The organism is Vibrio natriegens NBRC 15636 = ATCC 14048 = DSM 759, assembly GCF_035621455.1.
Classification (GTDB): domain Bacteria; phylum Pseudomonadota; class Gammaproteobacteria; order Enterobacterales; family Vibrionaceae; genus Vibrio; species Vibrio natriegens.
The window spans coordinates 1,799,829-1,818,946 of record NZ_CP141823.1 but is presented as its reverse complement, the minus strand read 5'-3'; the positions used below and the strand labels follow the sequence as shown (position 1 = coordinate 1,818,946).

Here is a 19,118-nt window from a genome sequence, read left to right as displayed (position 1 = left end):
CTGCCAATTGTTGAATGCGTTGGTCTCGTTGAAGTGCCAAATTAAATGAATCAATGACACCTTTACTTACCGGATAAGCATACGCTTAACGAGATGACGATAAGTAAACTTGCGCTAACTACTCCCCAAACGGGGCCATCATACGCCTGTCATTTTAATTTTCCAACAAAGAATAGCTATCGATAAGGCAGAGATACTTTATGACATTCAAAGCATTACATTAATGAATGTGATGCCCATAAAAAAGGAAGCACGACTGTGCTCCCTTTTCTTAATATTTTGCTCAGCTCAATATCCCATCACAGGCATAACATGTGCTAGTAATGACCAAGCGGCAACCCAAGCAACAACTACCGCAACATCACTCCAGTCTTTATTCCACATCCGTTTTACCTTCACCCCATTTATCATGGAAAGATAAGCAAGATGGGTACCCAAAATGGCTAACTACGCTGCTGAGTATAGAATTTGTGATTTTGGTTCAAGCAGTTAGGGTCATCAGTGAGCAGTTCAATGAAACAATCCGCCATAGACAGATTGCTGACACTTCCCTCACCTTCCATATCCAATAGGGCTTCGTAACCTTCTTTGCCTTTCATTGTATATGCCGATGAGGTACCACGATACCAAACCTCATCTTGTACCTTGATCCAGCGATTCTCGTTGAAGATCTCTAATACGGTAATGCGTTTCCCTTTAGGAAGATGGGCTTTGTACTCAAAGTTCAGGTTGTATGTGTACGGATAACTACCAGATCCGGTGCCTTCAACACCATTGTTCAACGCGTTATTAATTGCGCCTTCTAAAGCTCGGCGAATCACACTTCCCTGCACGTTATAAAAACCAATAGGAACGGCAAATGGCAATAAACGTCCGGCAACATCGGCAATCGTAAGTTTACCCGGGTTGAGTGACGTTCTTACGCCACCAGCGTTGTGAATGGCGAACTGAATTTCATGTCCACGTTGATTTAAACTGTGCAAGAATGAATGCGCCACCGCGGAAGCGAGTTCGCTACCGCCAAATTCATCAGGGATACGAACGTGGCGTTTTTTATTTTCGACATTCGCGATAACCTGCGATTGAAGTGCGCGTACGCGTGGTATGTACTTGTCCGTTAAAATCGCCTGCGTCTCAGGGTGTTTTTTACACACGACAACATTTGGCTGACCATGAATAAAGTCACACGCTGTTTCAAATACGCCCTGGTCCAGTTGTTGGTTGAGTGAAGAATCCCAAAATATACGACGGCCAAGTAAAAGCTCATTTTGACCATTTAGCATCGTCGCTCTGCCATCTTCATCAAACTCGAGTACACAGTGTCCAATCGTCAGTGCATGGAAACCAGCTTGAACCACATACGTCCCGTTAACGTTCACCCCGTATTGGTCGTCTTTACCTAAGCCTATCGATGAGAAATCGCCTTGCAGACGATGACTATGGCCACCAACAATGATCCCAATGCCGTCAACCTGTTCTGCGAGTTCTAAGTCACCTTCGTAACCCAGATGGCTAAGCAATATGATGTTTTTGATTCCAGCCGCGTGAATTTGCTCGACCGTCGCTTTAGCTGTATCAATCGCTGCCACGAAAGGAGTATCTACATCGGGATTCGCAATATCACTCATTTTATCGATCGACAGACCAAAAATGGCCACTGGTACGCCATCAAACTCTTTAACCATATATTGCGCGCTTTGAGTTTGATGCTGATAACTCAGCACATTGCCACAATCACTCACTCGATGAGTTTTAGAAACTGATTCGTTGGACAGATCCCAGTTACCAGCAAGTAATGGAAAATTGGTACGCTGACAGAACTGCGCTACGGGTTCATTACCCATATCCAATTCATGGTTGCCTAATGCCATCGCGTCGATTTGTAGCGCGTTTAGCAGGTCAGCATTGGCTTTGCCTTTAAATAAAGAAAAGTACAGAGTGCCCTGAAAGCAATCACCGGCATGTAAAAATAACATTCCGTGCCCTTGGCGTTTCGCATCATCGCGGAGTTGTTCAACGCGTGTAGCAATGCGTGAAAAACCACCAGCACTCACGTAAGGCTCTAGCGTAACTTCTTTGTTGATTTGTAATTTTAGCTGTAATGACGTTGGCTCAAAGTAGGAATGAGTGTCATTGATGTGTGCCAGTTTTATTCTTACTGGCTTATGATTTTTATTCATTTTCATCTTCTCTCTTTTCATTCCTTATAATAATAAGGAGTGGATCATGACAGAATCATGAATTTTATGAAACAGCGAATTTCCATTTCATTTTTCCGTGACCCTGCATAGGTGAACTCACATTTCATAAACGTATCGATCCACTTCCTATGCAGGCTCTCGTAAATTTGTGAACTGAGCTTATAGCAACATTTAAGAATTACTATATGCTTAGAGACAGCAAGATAATTCTCTATAATTCAAATAATTGCGAGGAGGATTGAGATGAGACTAGAACGCATCGAAATCTCCGGGTTTAGAGGCATCAAACGCCTTTCACTCTCTTTTGATGAACTCACCACGCTCATTGGTGAGAATACATGGGGTAAGTCTTCATTACTTGATGCCCTATCCATTGCACTACCAACAGACGGGAATCTATATGAGTTTGACCTGAAAGATTTTCACGTTGATTACTCTATCTCCCACCCTCAATCTCAGCATATCGAGATTATTCTTTGCTTTAAAGCACAAGATAGGCAAGAGGTAAAAGCGGGCCGTTACCGTAGGATTAAGCCTGCTTGGTGTACAAAAGACAATGGAGAGCATGTAATCTACTACAGAATCAGTGGCTCTCGTGTCGATCATGACATCACGACTCAGTATACGTTTCTCGATAATGAAGGGAAAACAATAAAGATCCATCATTCTGAAAAACTTGCTATTGAATTAATGACGCTACATCCTGTCATTCGCTTAAGAGACTCTCGTCGTTTCCCTCACCCATCTCATATCAACGGTGACAATAGAAATTCCAGGATTGAAAAGCGCATCGACAACACTTGTAGACGACTATTAGCCATGCCAGGTCAAGTCAACAAGGGGGAAATTCGCAGTAGCCTTTCTTCTATGCAAACGTTGATCGATCACTATTTCGCGTTCCGAAGTACCAGCAGAGGGAACCCACGGAAGCCTAGAGACGGACTGTTTTATAATAGCCATCCTTCCGATAAGGGCCTGAGCCAATATTTAAAAGAAACTAACGATAAGCAGAGTCGCTTACTTTTAATGGGCTTACTTAACACTTACCTGCAAGCGAAAGGACCAACCGAGCTAAGGCGTTGTGCACGGCCAATCTTAATCATTGAAGATCCTGAAGGTCGCTTACACCCTACTCATTTAGCGAGAGCCTGGTCCTTGCTGCAACTACTGCCGATGCAAAAAATTCTGACCACTAACAGTGGGAGTTTGCTCGGTTCCGTTCCGCTTTATTCGATACGGCGTCTGTACCGCCTGTCTGATCGCACCATCGCGAAGAGCCTTAATCCATCTAAATTCGGGCGAGATGAACTAAGGCGTATTGGTTTCCACATACGCTTTCACCGAGCAGGTGCGCTTTTTGCTCGTTGCTGGTTGTTAGTGGAAGGTGAAACCGAAGTCTGGCTTTTTAATGAGTTAGCGCGTCAATGTGGTTATGATTTAGCGGCTGAAGGTGTTCAGATAGTCGAGTTTGCCCAGTCTGGCTTGCGATCAATAATTAAAGTCGCAAAAGAATTTGGTATTGACTGGCACGTAGTAACCGACGGCGATGCCGCTGGTAAAAAGTACGCTCATACGGTTCGTTCACAATTAGAGCATGACCAGGAGCGCCACCGTTTAACAGAGTTGCCTGATCGAGATATCGAGCATTTCCTTTACAACCATGGTTTTGAAGTTTTCTTTAAAGACATGATAAAGGTTCCTCACGATCATCAAATTCCCGCGAAAAAAGTGGTCAACCGAGTGCTAAAAAAACATGCCAAGCCTGATTTAGCCCTAGCGATTGTTTCGCATTGTGAAGAGAACGGCGTGGAATGTATCCCTGTTCTATTGCGCTGGACCCTAAAACGTATCGTTACTATGGCAAGTGGAAATACTTAGGGCGAAAAAAGTAAAAAAAAGCACACTATTAAAGTGTGCTTGTATCAAATATCAATAACTTTGATGAATAGCATTGAGAAGAAAAGTACTCTCAGTGCTCAGTAGATACCAATTAGATCGGGGGTCACTACTGCACTTGCTCTGCGAGCGAAGAAGTTGAAGTAGTATTTGATTTCGAGTGTAACCAAAGACCAGTCGCTTTCATTAGATAACCAAATACACCACCTAATACCAGCGACGGTACAACAAGTTGCCAGTTACCATCCGCTGCAAAGGTTGCACATGAGCCGATAAATGTACCAGGAATGTAAGATAACCAAGCTTGCTTAGCTTGAATACACATAAAGAAAGCCACAATTGCCGTTATTACGTAGCCCAGAATTTCTAACCCTACGTAGGTTGAACCATAGATAATGACCATAGCCCAGAACACGCCGGTTAAATTTGTAATAAGGCTGGTTGCCAATCCTTTCAGGCCACTTGTCGGGGAGGCAAAGTAACTAGTACAACCTAAAAACCCCGCCCAGGATAGTAGGCCTAAAGAGATAGCTATCCATCCCCAAACGCCGGACAAAATCCCAGTAGTAATAGAAATCGCTAATAGTGTCGTCATGGTATTCGTACCTGCTTAGCTAGTATCAGACCCTTCTGGTTTGATAACTGGCTTTAAACATTGAAATCAAGAACCGATACTAGAAGTATTCCCTTCGCTTATCGGTGACATTGATCACAAATAACTCACTTTTGTTTCATTTATTACACTATAAATTTGACGTAAACGATAAATCAACAGATTTAGTAAATAACAAACACCGTTGTTCATGCGATATTACCAGGCGCTATAGAATCGTCGGCTTGCCTTTCATCATGCGTAAGCCTTCGCGCTTAATGCAATCTACTAATGGGTTTTCTGCCATATCCGCTCGCCAGATGAATGAAAGCGTGCGTTCCATTTTTAGCTCTGGAACATCTAAGGCAACCAGCAAACCAGCTTGGATATACCGCTCGACATCCAAATAAGGTAAGCAGGTCAAGTACTGGCCATTAGCCACTAAGCTACGAAGTACTGGCACATGTTCGTATTCACGCCAAACATCAAGATCCTCGATAAGTTTACTGATCGAACTATCGAAGGTTTTGCGTGTACCAGAACCATCTTCGCGCAATACCCACTTTGCTTGTTCTAACTGGGCTAAACTTACGGTTTGGCGCTTGGCAAAAGGATGATGTGAAGCCGCGACAACCGTCAGATGGTCGCGACACCAGACTTCCTGGTGCAAACGGTTGTCATCGCAACGGCCTTCAATGATTCCCAAGTCGTACTTGTAATCCAATACGCCTTCAAGGACGCTTCTGGTACTTTTCACATTCAAAGAGATACGCATCTCAGGAAAGTCATTATCAATAATACTGATAAGATCAGGGACTAAGTGTTCTGCAGGCGTTTGACTCGCACAAATGCGAACTTCCCCACTCAACAAATGTTGCTCATAAAAGCCCATTTCAATCTGTAAAGCATCTTGCAGCAAACGTTTTGCTTTTGGCCTCAGCCACACTCCCCAATGGGTTAACGCCATTTGCTTGCCCTGCCTTTCAAATAATGGCCGACCAAGCATTTTTTCCAATTGTGAGAGCGACATACTTGTCGCCGATTGTGTCAGAGCCAGTTTGTCTGCAGCCTGGCTTACACTTCCAGAATCGGCAACTGCATTAAAAACCGCTAATTGCTTTAGTGAATAGCGCAATGTGTCCTCCTTTACGAGCGAGTATTCCCATACCCTCACCTGATTAAAAACATAAGCAACGGCATTCATTTTACTCATCTTAGATTAGTTATCAATTGAATTGATGTGAACCTTAAACAATATCAATTTTCCCTGTCGGAATTTTCCTATTAGCCTGATTGTGCGGTTCAGGAATACCGCTGTTCTAAATACAACAACAATAGTTATGAGTTTATAAATCAAGGAGTTTTTATGGCATCAAAAACTAAGGAGTCAGTATGGCGGTGATCAACTCTGACAATCACCAGTATTTTTCTCCGAAAGAAATGATGGCTGAAGCAGAGAAGTTTGCACTGAGCAAAGCCCAAAAAACGAGCTCGATGACACTCAGTCTTGCCGCAATGGCTGGCGCATTTATCGGTTTGGCATTCTTGTTCTATATCACCGTGACAACGGGTAGCGCAGGTGCAGGTTGGGGATTGAGTCGTCTTGCGGGCGGAATAGCTTTCAGTATGGGTTTGATCCTGATCGTTATCTGTGGAGGCGAACTGTTCACTAGCTCAGTGCTCTCAAGCATATCCTGGGCGAACAAGCAGATATCTTTTGGAAAAATGCTATCAATTTGGGGCAAGGTCTATGTGGGTAACTTTATTGGAGCAATGCTGTTGCTCGCACTGGTTACAGCGGCAGGATTATACCAAATGGACGGCGGTCAATGGGGATTGAATGCGCTTAACATCGCACAGCACAAACTGCATCACACGTTAGTTCAGGCGTTTGCACTCGGTATTCTATGTAACCTTTTGGTGTGTCTAGCAATCTGGCTAACCTTTAGTTCTGCAAATGCGATGACAAAAGCGGCAATGACGATTTTACCTGTCGCTATGTTCGTAAGCAGTGGCTTCGAGCACTGTGTCGCCAACATGTTCATGGTCCCGCTTGGCATTGTTATCGCTAATTTTGCGCCAGAGTCGTTCTGGCTGTCTGTCGGCGTTCCGGCATCCCAATACGCAGACCTCAATGTGTTTCACTTTGTCACTGCAAACTTAATCCCGGTAACACTAGGAAATATAGTAGGCGGTGCTGTATTAGTTGGCTTATCAAACTGGTGTATTTTCCGTCGACCTGAGCTAAAAGCCGCCAACATTCAAACCATCACTAAAACAACACCACTCATGTCAGTTAAGGAATCCAACATGAAAAATAGCTCTTTTGTTAAGGACATTATGAACCCTGCTCCAGTGACTATCAGCGCAGAAACTCCAGTAGTCACAGCACTTGATACCTTACTTGATCATCACTTAACCAGCGCCCCTGTCGTTGATGTTCATAATCGTTTAGTGGGCTTCCTGTCGGCGCACGATATTATGGTCGATCTTTGGTGCGAGGATTACATTCCGGTTAACGGTCAGAAAGTGGTTGATTTGATGAGCCGTGACATTGTCGCTATTGATGCTGGTGACCGTTTAGTCGATGTGGTGGAGTTTATGTGTATCGACAAAGAAAAGCTGTTCCCTACAAGCAATATGGGCATTGCAACACGCTTAACTTCTCTTTCTTTGGAAGAGCGTGCCAAGAGTATGAACGTCAGTAAACCGCAAGTGCTTCCGGTATTAGAGAATGGACTCTTAGTCGGCGTAGTAACACGTGTCGAAATACTGAATGCATTACGTACCGTTTACGGTGAGCGTTTGAATCTAGTAGAACAAGACGAATTAGAAACCGCATAACAATAAAACACTAACTTTAGTTAGTTGGCACTAAAAAAGCGCTCTTCGTTTGAAGAGCGCTTTAATATTATTATACGAGTGACAATAAATTACTTCTTAACGCCTTCGATATGAAGTTCCATATCCACATAGCTAGAAGAACCCATTACAGGGATATCAAAATCTGCTAGCTCTAGACGAGTAGTACCAACGAAACCAGCACGCTCACCACCCCATGGGTCGTTACCTGCGCCAACGAATTCCGCTTCAATAGTGATAGGCTTGGTTACACCGTGAAGTGTCAAATCACCAGTTACATCAAGTTTGCCATCGCCTTTATCCGTTACTTTTGTACTAGTAAACGTTGCTTGACCAAACTTACCTGCATCGATGAAATCACCGCTACGGATGTGCTTATCACGCTCCGCATGGTTTGAATCCAGACTTGTGGTATCAACAACAACATTCACTTTAGCGTCAGCAACGTTGTTCTCATCAAAAGAAAAGTCACCAGAAAATGTATTAAAACGACCTTTGATGAAGCTGTAACCCAAGTGACTTACTTTGAAGTTAATCGAAGCGTGAGCCCCTTTCGTATCAATAACGTAGTCTGCTGCTTGCGCACCAAACGGAAGTGCCATAGCGATCGCTAATCCTGTAGCAAATAGTGACTTTTTCATTTTGAAGCTCCTAACATTTTTCTTAATGTGTTGTCTTTATCGATAAAGTGATGTTTAAGTGCAGCAACGGCATGTAAACCAGCAATTAGGACGATAGCCCAAGCTGCGTAAAAGTGAATTTCACCCGCCAAATCAGATTGATTTGGGAACAACTCGCCTGCGCCAGGTACGGTAAACCACTCGAATACTTCGATACCTCGACCATCCGAGGTTGAAATCAGGTAACCCGTTACGAAAATGGTAATAAGTAACAAATACATCGCACCATGCGCTAACTTAGCTGCGATGATTTCATGGTTTTTGCCTTCTGGCTTAGGAGATGCAGTAATGTGCTTCCAAACGAATCGGAATAACGTAACTATCGCAATCAAGATACCAATAGAACGATGGTAATGAGGTGCGGTACGATACCACTCGCTGTAATAACTCAAATCGACCATCCATAAGCCGACCGCAAATAAGCCAACAATAACGATGGCTGATAACCAGTGCATCGCGCGGGTCAGAAGGTTGTAGTTTTTTACGGATGTATCCATCTCAATTCCCAAGAATTTTCTGTGTTGATATTGAATAAGAAACAACACATTAACCGATTTACTTTATATGAAACAGATTATTTACCATTATTTACATCTAGCCAATTACAGCACATCTACCAACCTGTTCGAATTTTTTGAATAAGTTAAATGTAAGAATTCATGAATTTTAGAGTTTTACTTCCTGTTCTATCTCATAAAGTTCGTCGGAAACTTCTAGCATACGGCGCTCGAATAAGGCTTTGGCATCTTCAACTCCTTTGTTGTAGTACACTGCCCCAAGCTTTTCAGTGATAAAATCAATGAGAAATTCGCAATCAAACTGACCGATTTCAATACTTAGTTCGTCTTCCATATAATCTTGAATCGCCGTTGATAATGTTTCTTTTTGTGTTCTGTCTAATTTAATCATTTACTGCTCTCTAAATTTCATCGTCCAATTATCGACCTCACGACAATCTACTCTATCCAACAATCACTAGGACTATCTAAGATATTGATGGATAGAATTCCTAATTTTGATGTTTAGATCAAGAAGTTGCCGATTCAACTTAGTCTATGCTAAAAAGACTATGCTAATTTTTGCTCATCGTTTTTATAACCGTTAAGGGATTTTCTTTGCTACTCGACTTAGTAATACAAAGTGTTAATGATTTTCAGGAAGACTGCCTCAAGATCTGCGAAAAGCACTACCCTGCGGTTCACAACCAAGGGATGAGTGAACATCATTTAGGTCTCGCGTTTTCAAGGCGGATGGAGCATACGCTTCGTCACTTTGGCCACAGCAGTGTCATTAAATCACTTGAAGTACTTAATGCTCCCGACCTTCCCCACCATTACCGCATTACTTCAGAGATTGGCACCGTGTGGGTTTTGAGTTATCACATGGTCAGTGCGGGTAAACCTTGTCGCGAAAAAATGCTTGCTTCGATAACCGAGTGGCAAAGTGAATATGGCTACGCGTTACAGCCTAACGATTTACTTTTCCTGGTTTGTGATCACTGGATAAGTAGAAGCAAAACCAGCAGGGAGCTACTACATTGGTGGATGGGAGAGTTACCAGACCCAATAAATGAGTATACTGAACAAGGTATTACTTTATACACCAGTGAGTCACAGCTTACGCAATCGCTCAATTCTCGCTTTGATATCAACCCATGCTATATCAAATTTGGCCACCCATTACGCCGATCAAACAAACAGCAACTTGTTCGAAAATATCTCCAGCTATACGCCGTATTGCAGTGGTAGCTTAAATATGGGAATACGTACCTTATCAATCTATCTATACATTTGTTTGATACCGCTCGATAAATCTTATTAACACTAACTAACTAGCTTGCCTCATCAGGTCGCGCGCGCTTAGATTCTTATAATCAATGAAGCTTGATGTACTCGCATCGATGATAAGCATTAATTTAGGTTGTAATAATGATGAGTATCTCGCAGCTTACTTGCTGCATTTCTAAACAGGCAGATGGACAGTACATCGCAAAATATCAAAATTTAACACTGAAAAGCGTATTTCAACCCATTTATCAAAAGGATCATTCTATTGTTGGTCTGGAAGCTCTGGTAAGAATCACCGATATTGACGGCTCGATGATCCGCCCGGACTATTTTTTCCAGTCAGAAAGCATTCCGGTTTCAGACCAATTTAATGTCGAACGTTTAAGTCGCTTGATACACATAAAGAACTTTGGCCAATCGCGCTACCAACATAAGAAGCTCTTCCTTAATGTGCTTCCTAAAGCAGCAGAAATGATGTTACAGGACATGTCATACTGTCAGGCGCTCAAGCAAACCATCAGTCAGTCTCATTTGAAAACAGAGCAGATTGTGCTGGAATTAATCGAGTTAGATGCGAACGATGAATCCTGTTTTTATCAATCAACGCAAGAACTCAGCAAGTGCGGCTTTAAGCTTGCGATAGACGATTATGGGGTTAATGCATCGACAATAGAGCGAGTTGAATCTGTTCAACCTTACATCATTAAGATGGATCGCTCGTTACTGGTTAAATACGAACATGGCGACCTGTCTGCACTGACAAGTGCGCTTTTATTGGCAAAAAACTTACGCGCGAAAACCGTTATCGAAGGAATTGAAACCGAGCATCAACTTAATTTAATGAAGAAACTCGGCTTCGATATGTATCAAGGCTATTACCTTGCACTTCCAGAAACGTTAGCCGTTTATGATCAAGCGAAAACAGCCTAGTTGATTTGATATTTACCAAATGAACCAATTACTTAAGTTTATCAACGAATCTAAGTTATCAATAAACTTAACCCACCAAAAACTAAGTTATCGACGGTTTTTACCACGATTTTTATGGATAGCTAACTTGGCTTTAAGTTTTCGTTTTTCTGCCGAGCGACTTTTACGGCCACCACCACCGTGACGTTCAGGCTCGACCTCTTCGATTAAACTAGGTTCAAAACCCGCCAACCATTCTTGTGGCAATCGCTGATCCAGTAAGTTTTCAATCGCATGCAACAGATACTCTTCGTCTCGGCTCATTAAGGATACGGCAAGTCCAGAATTACCCGCTCGACCTGTACGACCAATACGGTGTACGTAATCTTCAGCTTTAAATGGCATATCAAAGTTAATTACTTGCTCTAGTTCCTGAATATCAAGCCCTCGGGCTGCGACATCAGTCGCAATCAATGCACGTACTTTACCCTGTTTAAATTCATCCAATGCGCGTTGACGAGCGCCTTGTGATTTATCACCATTAATAGACACAGCTTTTATGCCATCTAGCTTTAACTCTTTCGCCAGTTCATCACTACCCTGTTTTGTTTTGGTAAACACCAGCACTTGTTGCCAGTTTTTTGAACCAATTAAATAGGCGAGTAATTCACGTTTACGCTTCTTGTCGACGGGATAAACGATCTGTGTAACCGTTTCAGCGGTCGTGTTTGGTGGAGTAACTTCAATTTCAACCGGAGAATCCATCAGCTTATAAGCAATGGTTTTAATGCGCTTTTCAAACGTTGCGGAAAATAGCATGATCTGTTTTTCATCTGGCAAGCGGCGCAGAATTCTTTGCAAATCAGGCCAAAATCCCATATCTAACATACGATCAGCTTCATCGAGTACAAGCGTATTCGTCTTTGAGATGTTTACATTGCCGTTAAACAAATGATCCAGCAAGCGTCCAGGTGTCGCAATCAGAATGTCCGCGCCATCCTCAAGTTTTTTCTTCTGAACACCAATACTGATACCACCATATACACAAACAATGCGTAATGCCGTCTGTGACGCGTACTGAGACAAACTTTCGAAGACTTGTTGAGCGAGTTCACGCGTAGGTACCAAAATTAGAGCTTTTGGCGTTCCGTTCAGTTTTTCTTGCTGTACGCTTTGAATAATAGGCAGTCCAAACGCAGCCGTTTTACCAGTACCCGTTTGTGCAGCAGCGAGCAGGTTTTTTCCTTCCAGAACATGGGGAATCGACTTTTCTTGCACCGGTGTCGGAGTCACGATGTTTAATGTGCTCAGAGTTTCCACCAGATTTTGTTCAATGCCAAGGTCAGCAAAATTAACGGACATGATAAACCTCATAATTTTTGGAGCGCAGAGTTTACCAGAGCACTCCAGACCATACTACCTTTACACTCTATGCATTGATTAATTGCTGGTGGAACTCAAAGGCTTGTCGAAGCACATCGTGGTATAGAAGCGGAAATTTAGCCTCTAAGGTCGCATATTGTTCATCTAATACCGCGAAAGTAGTCGTCAGATCTGACATTCTAGGACTTCTTTGGGACATACGATGCAGAGCAAATTCGATATTTTCTAAATCCTGATAGGACTGAAGCCATCCACCCGTCCACATCCTGCTATGCAGAACAAGAAAACGCTCTGGCAATTGCTCGCAAACGTCTCTGTCAACGCGCTGGTAGGCAGCATTTACAAATTTATCCAGAGAATGGTGGTGAAACGCAGACCACTGTTTAGCTAAACAGTGATCCCAAAACATATCAAGAGCAATGGGAGCGAAGCGTCGCGAAACACCAGTAAAGTGAGGCTTGCACGCTTCAACGATAGGATGATGGTCTGTTATACGGTCGACAAACCGATGAAGTTTGATGCCATTAGAAATATCAGTTTGATACTGTTTGCTTGGATCCCCTTTCACGAAGTCTCCAAGCAAATTCCCCAATAAATGGCTGTTACAGTGATCTGCGATGTGTAGATGGGCAAGAAAGTTCATTAGACGCCATATTGCCGTTAGGCTTGATGTAACATGAACTTAGTATAACGTCTTGAGCACAGCGTTGATAATTAAGTGACACTCTACTCAGATTCGTTTTCTGAGCCAAAGTAATCCGACAAGATGATGCCAATTTCCATTGCATCTAGTAGCTCTAGGTTCTCATCGTTTTGGTATTGGTCGCTCATTGTGACCTCCTTTGTTTTAATTTGAAGCGTACTTGCTTCTTCCTACTGACAATCTATGTCAGTGAATCCTTTTTATAATCTTTATATGACACATTCATGACAGCGAAAAGTAAAGATTTAATTTCCTATGAGCAACATCAAAGGTAATCGTTTGCATATCGGTAAGCTCTCAGCTCACTGCTTGTTTTTAACGGACAAATGACCCAAAGCCAATGTCTAGCGCCGCCATATAAGTTGACTTATGTCACATATAATTAAATTAACGTTATAGATATTACATTTTTTAATGATTTGGCTCTCATGTTTTCCTCAACACTGACGATAACGAGATGAAATACCTTATATCTCAAACGGAGTGTTAAATGAGAGAAGTTGAGTTTAGAACTATAGATCGACTCTTTATTAAGATGTCTATAAATGACAAAGTCTGGGTTATCTTCCTACTGTTTCTGCTGGCTCTAACTTCGGTTGCAGGGAGCCGTTACTACAACGAAATCAACCAGTTTGAACATCAAGCAATCATTTCTGCACAGGCGAAACTTTCGGGGATCCTCGACGCAAAACCAAGCAATATCTATCAAGTCGATGGAATCACAGAAGCAAATAGCCAACAGCAGAGTCTATTCATAGACGGGTCTGTCACTGTTTATTCACACACTAACAACGGGGAAGTGATTAAATTAACCGAAGATAGAAGTACAGAATATCAACAAGTTAAGTCTAATGCCCTAACCTCGCTGCTGCTTAGCTTTATTTGGGTTCTTCCATTTGCCTTGTTTTGTTACTGGGTTGCTACTTTCATCGGAGGTGCACTTTGGGTGCTTTACACTACGACTCAAAAAATTGGTGAAGGTGATCTGACGTCTCGCTTAGGCTTTCATCCGGGCCGAGACGAATTCGGTACCATTGGTTGCGCACTCGACAAATCAATGGATACGCTGACGGAGCTAGTTAATAGTGTTAAAAATAACGCGTCCACGTTAAGTGAAACGTCTTCAGCTTTCGAAAAAGACATGCAATTGAGCGAAACTCAGATATCTCATCAGTATCAAACGCTCGATTCTGTCGCGACGGCAATGGAAGAAATGACGGCTTCTGCTAAAGAAGTTTCAAGTATCTCGCAACAAGCGACCTCACAATCCGATCAGGATGCGCACAAAATTGAGCAAAGTCGTGGCCGCGTACAAAATGTTATTGGCGAGATAGAAACCTTATCTTCTTTCATTGAGCAAGCAGCGAAATCTGTTACCCATTTAAATGAGAACACAACGCAAATTAATGAGGTAATCACAACCATTAATGCGATTTCTGAACAAACTAATCTACTTGCGCTTAATGCAGCCATCGAAGCCGCTCGAGCGGGTGAACAAGGCCGTGGTTTTGCCGTTGTCGCGGATGAAGTACGCACACTAGCCAGCCGCACGCAGCAAGCTACTGTAGAGATTCAGGCAATGATTGAGAAGCTGCATACTGAAAGCCAAAACATCGCATCTATCACTGAACGTACAGTTAAACAGGCGCAAACCAGTAGCCATCTAATTGATGAAATTGGTCATGACATTTCTTCAATTGCTGATTCAGCGCGTTCATTAATGGACATGAGTATCCAAATTTCTACTTCAGCAGAAGAGCAAAGTGCTGTCGCCAACGACATTGCATCGGAGCTCACAGACATTCGCTCACAATCCAGCACGATTAGAGAAGTGGCGCAACAGTCAACAATCGGGGTTGCGAATTTAACCAAAGCGTCTGTTGATTTGGGAGAGGTACTTCTTCGTTATCGTACCAAGTAATAATGACTGGGCTCCTAAAAAGAGCCCAGTGTGTTTATCTGGCTTATTTTCATTTCGATTTTGTTAACCCAACATTTACAAACTGTCGACCTAATTGAAATATTTGAAGTGAATCGAAAGTTCAATTAGTACCTGATGAAAGAATGTTCATCAAGATTGTGTTCCGCTATGCTTGAACATGTAGATTCCATTTGCTGCTGGAAAAACAATATGAATAATTACAAAGATACAGACAATAACGAAAACGAAAACGAAAACGAAAACCTTACCTGTCCACTATGCCAATGCGATGAATATTTAATTTCTTCGGATGGCGAAAAGTTCACTTGCGCGGCTTGCGGTTTTCATACGAAAAGCTTTTCTTCAATCCAATGTTTACATCGAACGCCTTACTTACAATCCAAAGTTAAACACATCCACAGTTTAAGTCGCATATGTCACTAACTACTGGTTTGATTACGATGTATGCCTTATATAGAGCAGCCTAACAACTGCTCTTTTAATTCATCAAAATGCTGAATTTTTATTACGCGTTCGTCGTCGACACGGTTAATGTCTTCACCATTAAATAGATGCACTGTTTTGATACCAGCATTTATTCCAGCTTCTACACCTTTAGGCGTGTCATCTATATAGAGACAATCGCTGGGTAAAAATCCCATATTCATTGCTGAGTACATCAGCAAATCTGGCTCAGGCTTCCAGCTATTTGCATCGAACGCGGAAAACACTTTGCCTTTAAAAGAATCCAGTAACCCTGTCAGTTCCAAAGCATATTCTATTTTGTCTTTCGGACCATTAGAAGCGACGCAATATTCAATGTTATGCGAATCAAAAAAGTTCAGCAGTTGTTTGGCACCATCCATAGGTTGTAAGTGTCGAACGAAAAGCTTTTGTAGTTCCTGGCGATATTCGGGTTCGAGTACGTCAATCGGCACATTAATATTCATTAACGCTTTGGTATCTCTTAAAATGTCGGCGAGTTTGCCACCTTTGAAGTGAGACACGCATTCATCGATAGTGAGTTCAGCACCGTACTGGTTGAATACATGAACTAAAGCCTGACAACACAAACGCTCACTATCGACCAGTGTTCCATCACAATCAAAAATCACGCACTTAACATTATTAATTGCCATTACCTTCCCCCAAACACGTTAAAAATATTGCTGAGCTTATTTTGTTTTGTAGAACAATAATATTTGAGTTTAGGATTGTTTAAACGATGAACTCTGCATTTCGCAAAAATGAATTCGAAGAATTATCTTTTTTTAAATCAAGATCACCGATTTCTATCTAGTTACCGTTAAAAGTGTGAACTTTTTAATAGGATGTTCGATATATTGCGAGAGCCAATGACCAGAGCTGTAGAGAAGGGGGAAAATGTTCGAACGCAGCAACACGTATAACATTAGAATTTGGCGCTTGATTGCAAAGTTTCGTCAGTTATTAAAGGGTTAGCGATGCTGCGTTATAGAGATGGCGATGAATGTGTTAACGCTCGATAATTACTGTCTCACAAAGTTTTGCTTCGTTATCTAATCGCTTCGCTAGATCAGACTCAAATTGGCTTTTCTCTATTACATCAGAAACAGCGACATCTGAAATGAGTGTATTGCCTTCAAAATGGCTAGTGATAGCAGCGCCAATAGGACTTCCGTCTTTAAAACCGACATACAGTTCAAAATCTGGTGTCAAAATGATTTGAGTCAGGTATTCAACCACCATGTCTTTATCGTATTGCTTATCCCAGCGCTGCGATTGAAGAAGTGAAAACATAATGGTCAATCGATGGAAATCTACGAGGAAGATATCGTCAGTTTTGCACTCCGCCTCACCGGCCAACAACGAGTCTTTATCAACGATTTGGTATTGTTGCTGTTTTAGCGTTTGAAAGTAGATGTCTCGCCCTTTCAAACTTTCGGGTGTAGGAAACTCGACTTCGACCAGATCATGCAGCCACGCGTTCTTGCGTTCTATGCTGGCTAACTGTATTTCATTCATTTACATACCTTAACAATCACAGGCTACAAAGTAGTAGCAAGTCAAAAGCGAAAGCAAATTGCGTCTTGTATCGACAACAAAATCCGTGTGGGATACCTCTGAACTTAAAAGTCGTATCGCGTAGCTTCGTTTTGAGGCTGTACCTTAGCATGAAGCCTATAACAAACCTAGCTAAAGTCCTGAGGTAACGCCAAATTTTGTTTTACTCGCTAACGTCTGATAGATTAAATCCACAAACTTTTCTCATGAAGGCCAAAATAATGAAAAAACGCATACTTGCTTTAAGCTTACTAACCCTGCTTGCCGGCTGTGGTAGTGATGAAGTTGGTGATGTATCACTGGGCATGTTTACTATGAAAGACATCAAACTCAATACGCTTGTCGATCCCGAAGTACCGGGGGTGACTTGTCACGTTGCCAGTATTGAAGCGGATTTCAGTCTTGCTGACCCAAGTGATAGCTCTATCTCTTGTCGCCAAACCGGTGAAATCACGCCTGAAATGCTAGCCAGGATTGATAAGAGTAAATCTGGCGATGTCGTCTTTAAGAAGTCAAAGAGTATCTTCTTTAAGTCGATGAAGATTCGACGCATTTATGATCCAGAAAATCAAACGCTGATGTACCTTTCATACTCTACAAAGGAGACGTCAGGGAGCTTCAAACACAGTCTATCAACTGTGCCACTCTGGGGAACAAAAGCTTACGTCGAGCCGACACAAGCAAAAGCCAATTAATACCTCCTCAATTATCCTTCGAAAGCCCACCATAATGTGTTGGTGGGCAAGTTTTCTTGCAACAAAACCAGTTTAATTTCATTTTTATGTGATACAATCCCGCCTCTTTTTTTCTCACTCAAGAACAAGCATGAAGTTTCCTGGCCAGCGTAAATCTAAACACTACTTTCCAACTCACGCTCGTGATCCAATCGTTAACCAAATTCGACAAACACCAAAGTTATATCGTCCAACGATTGTCGGTGTAGGCCAAACCATCGTCGATATCGAAGCGCGTGTAGACGATGCGTTTTTAGAGAAGTACAACTTAAGTAAAGGACACTCTCTCGTTCTTGAAGAGAACAAAGCCGATGCTCTGTACGAAGAGCTGGTTGAACAAGGCCTGATTACGCACCAATATCCTGGAGATACCATTGGTAATACGCTGCACAACTACTCAGTACTTGCAGACAGTAAATCAGTGCTATTGGGTGTAATGTCTAGAAACATTCAAGTAGGTTCATTTGCATACCGATACCTATGTAAGACGTCTTCTCGCATGAACCTTAATCATCTACAAACAGTAGATGGCCCTATTGGTCGTTGCTATACCCTTATTTCTCAAGATGGCGAGCGTACCTTTGCGATAAACGAAGGTCACATGAACCAACTTCTACCAGAAAGCATCCCAGAAGAAGTATTCAGCAAAGCATCAGCGTTGGTCGTCTCTTCTTATCTAATGCGTGGCAAAAAAGAAGATCCAATGCCACAAGCGGTACAGAAAGCGATCGATTTTGCTAAAAAGCATGATGTCCCGGTTGTACTGACGTTAGGGACGAAATACGTGATCGAAGGCAACGCTGAATGGTGGCAGGAATACATTCGTGAAAATGTATCTGTAGTTGCTATGAATGAAGAAGAAGGCGCGGCTCTAACTGGATTAACCGATCCACTAGCAGCAGCCGATAAAACGCTTGATTGGGTCGATCTAGTTCTGTGCACCGCAGGTCCAAATGGCTTGTACATGGCGGGCTACACTGACGAAACAGTGAAGCGTGAAACCACGCATGACATTTTGGAAAGCAGCATTGGTGAATTCAATCAATACGAATTTAGCCGAGCAATGCGCAAATCTGACTGTAAAAATGCGATGAAAGTGTACTCTCACATTGGCCCATACTTAGGCGGACCTCTGGAAATTAAGAATACCAATGGTGCTGGCGATGCAGCACTTTCCGCACTTCTGCATGATATGGCAGCAAACTCATTCCACCAGAAAGAAGTGCCAGGTTCAGAAAAGCACGAAGTACGCTGCTTAACATACTCTTCGCTTTCCCAAATTTGTAAATACGCAAACCGAGTGAGTTATGAAGTATTAACACAGCACTCTCCTCGCCTGTCTCGTGCACTTCCTGAACGCGAAGACAGTTTAGAAGAGGCATACTGGGATCGCTAATAGCCTGATTT

Annotated in this window: 17 protein-coding genes; 7 read left to right on the top strand and 10 right to left on the bottom strand. The window is 42.4% G+C overall.

The genetic code is table 11. The features are described from left to right. Window positions 1-443: 443 nt before the first annotated feature. The gene (locus VER99_RS22485; protein ID WP_020334911.1) at window positions 444-2,186 is read right to left on the bottom strand and encodes a bifunctional metallophosphatase/5'-nucleotidase; all 1,743 of its coding nucleotides are present in this window, start codon (window positions 2,184-2,186) and stop codon (window positions 444-446) included. Window positions 2,187-2,444: 258 nt separating this feature from the next. Here VER99_RS22485 and VER99_RS22480 point away from each other — a divergent pair, with 258 nt between their 5' ends. Beyond that, on the top strand, window positions 2,445-4,079 hold the full coding sequence (locus tag VER99_RS22480; RefSeq protein ID WP_014234263.1) for an ATP-dependent endonuclease: 1,635 nt from the start codon (window positions 2,445-2,447) through the stop codon (window positions 4,077-4,079). A 127-nt stretch (window positions 4,080-4,206) separates the two neighbouring features. Here VER99_RS22480 and VER99_RS22475 read toward each other — a convergent pair whose 3' ends face one another. Beyond that, a complete protein-coding gene (locus VER99_RS22475; RefSeq protein ID WP_020334913.1) occupies window positions 4,207-4,692 on the bottom strand; it encodes a DUF1097 domain-containing protein in 486 nt (161 codons plus the stop codon). 226 nt (window positions 4,693-4,918) lie between these two features. Then, a complete protein-coding gene (locus tag VER99_RS22470) occupies window positions 4,919-5,824 on the bottom strand; it encodes a LysR substrate-binding domain-containing protein (protein ID WP_014234265.1) in 906 nt (301 codons plus the stop codon). A gap of 257 nt (window positions 5,825-6,081) precedes the next feature. Between VER99_RS22470 and focA the strand changes: the two genes are divergently transcribed. Then, the gene (focA, locus tag VER99_RS22465; protein ID WP_020334914.1) at window positions 6,082-7,533 is read left to right on the top strand and encodes a formate transporter FocA; all 1,452 of its coding nucleotides are present in this window, start codon (window positions 6,082-6,084) and stop codon (window positions 7,531-7,533) included. A gap of 89 nt (window positions 7,534-7,622) precedes the next feature. On the opposite strand, the gene VER99_RS22460 is transcribed toward focA, so the two are convergent. The 3 genes from VER99_RS22460 to VER99_RS22450 all read right to left on the bottom strand — a co-directional run bounded on the left by VER99_RS22460 (window position 7,623) and on the right by VER99_RS22450 (window position 9,140). Beyond that, a complete protein-coding gene (locus VER99_RS22460; RefSeq protein ID WP_014234267.1) occupies window positions 7,623-8,192 on the bottom strand; it encodes a YceI family protein in 570 nt (189 codons plus the stop codon). Next, window positions 8,189-8,728 carry a cytochrome b gene (locus tag VER99_RS22455; protein ID WP_020334915.1) on the bottom strand — a complete coding sequence of 180 codons (540 nt, stop codon included), beginning with the start codon at window positions 8,726-8,728 and terminating at the stop codon, window positions 8,189-8,191. The genes VER99_RS22460 and VER99_RS22455 overlap by 4 nt, the downstream gene beginning before the upstream one ends. A 169-nt stretch (window positions 8,729-8,897) precedes the next feature. After that, on the bottom strand, window positions 8,898-9,140 hold the full coding sequence (locus tag VER99_RS22450) for a DUF2164 domain-containing protein (RefSeq protein WP_014234269.1): 243 nt from the start codon (window positions 9,138-9,140) through the stop codon (window positions 8,898-8,900). A 206-nt stretch (window positions 9,141-9,346) separates the two neighbouring features. Between VER99_RS22450 and VER99_RS22445 the strand changes: the two genes are divergently transcribed. Both VER99_RS22445 and VER99_RS22440 read left to right on the top strand, forming a co-directional pair. Then, a complete protein-coding gene (locus VER99_RS22445) occupies window positions 9,347-9,979 on the top strand; it encodes a hypothetical protein (RefSeq protein ID WP_014234270.1) in 633 nt (210 codons plus the stop codon). A gap of 180 nt (window positions 9,980-10,159) precedes the next feature. Beyond that, window positions 10,160-10,948, top strand: a complete 789-nt coding sequence (locus VER99_RS22440; RefSeq protein WP_020334917.1) for an EAL domain-containing protein — start codon at window positions 10,160-10,162, stop codon at window positions 10,946-10,948. 87 nt (window positions 10,949-11,035) lie between these two features. Here the strand turns inward: VER99_RS22440 and VER99_RS22435 are convergent, their stop codons facing one another. After that, entirely contained in the window at window positions 11,036-12,289 is a 1,254-nt protein-coding gene (locus tag VER99_RS22435) for a DEAD/DEAH box helicase (protein WP_020334918.1), read from the bottom strand. A gap of 67 nt (window positions 12,290-12,356) precedes the next feature. Continuing rightward, complete coding sequence (locus tag VER99_RS22430; RefSeq protein WP_020334919.1) at window positions 12,357-12,953, bottom strand: acyl carrier protein phosphodiesterase; 597 nt, start codon at window positions 12,951-12,953, stop codon at window positions 12,357-12,359. Window positions 12,954-13,503: 550 nt separating this feature from the next. Between VER99_RS22430 and VER99_RS22425 the strand changes: the two genes are divergently transcribed. Then, window positions 13,504-14,934: a methyl-accepting chemotaxis protein gene (locus tag VER99_RS22425; protein ID WP_020334920.1), complete on the top strand. Its 1,431-nt coding sequence runs from the start codon at window positions 13,504-13,506 to the stop codon at window positions 14,932-14,934. A 470-nt stretch (window positions 14,935-15,404) separates the two neighbouring features. Here the strand turns inward: VER99_RS22425 and VER99_RS22415 are convergent, their stop codons facing one another. Together VER99_RS22415 and VER99_RS22410 are read right to left on the bottom strand one after the other, a co-directional pair. Next, window positions 15,405-16,073, bottom strand: coding sequence for an HAD-IA family hydrolase (locus tag VER99_RS22415; RefSeq protein ID WP_020334921.1), 669 nt, complete (start codon window positions 16,071-16,073; stop codon window positions 15,405-15,407). Window positions 16,074-16,428: 355 nt separating this feature from the next. Then, on the bottom strand, window positions 16,429-16,938 hold the full coding sequence (locus VER99_RS22410; RefSeq protein ID WP_014234277.1) for a hypothetical protein: 510 nt from the start codon (window positions 16,936-16,938) through the stop codon (window positions 16,429-16,431). A gap of 260 nt (window positions 16,939-17,198) precedes the next feature. Between VER99_RS22410 and VER99_RS22405 the strand changes: the two genes are divergently transcribed. Continuing rightward, a complete protein-coding gene (locus VER99_RS22405; RefSeq protein ID WP_020334924.1) occupies window positions 17,199-17,672 on the top strand; it encodes a CreA family protein in 474 nt (157 codons plus the stop codon). A gap of 130 nt (window positions 17,673-17,802) precedes the next feature. Then, window positions 17,803-19,107, top strand: coding sequence for an inosine/guanosine kinase (locus VER99_RS22400; RefSeq protein ID WP_014234279.1), 1,305 nt, complete (start codon window positions 17,803-17,805; stop codon window positions 19,105-19,107). The last annotated feature ends 11 nt before the right edge of the window (window positions 19,108-19,118 follow it).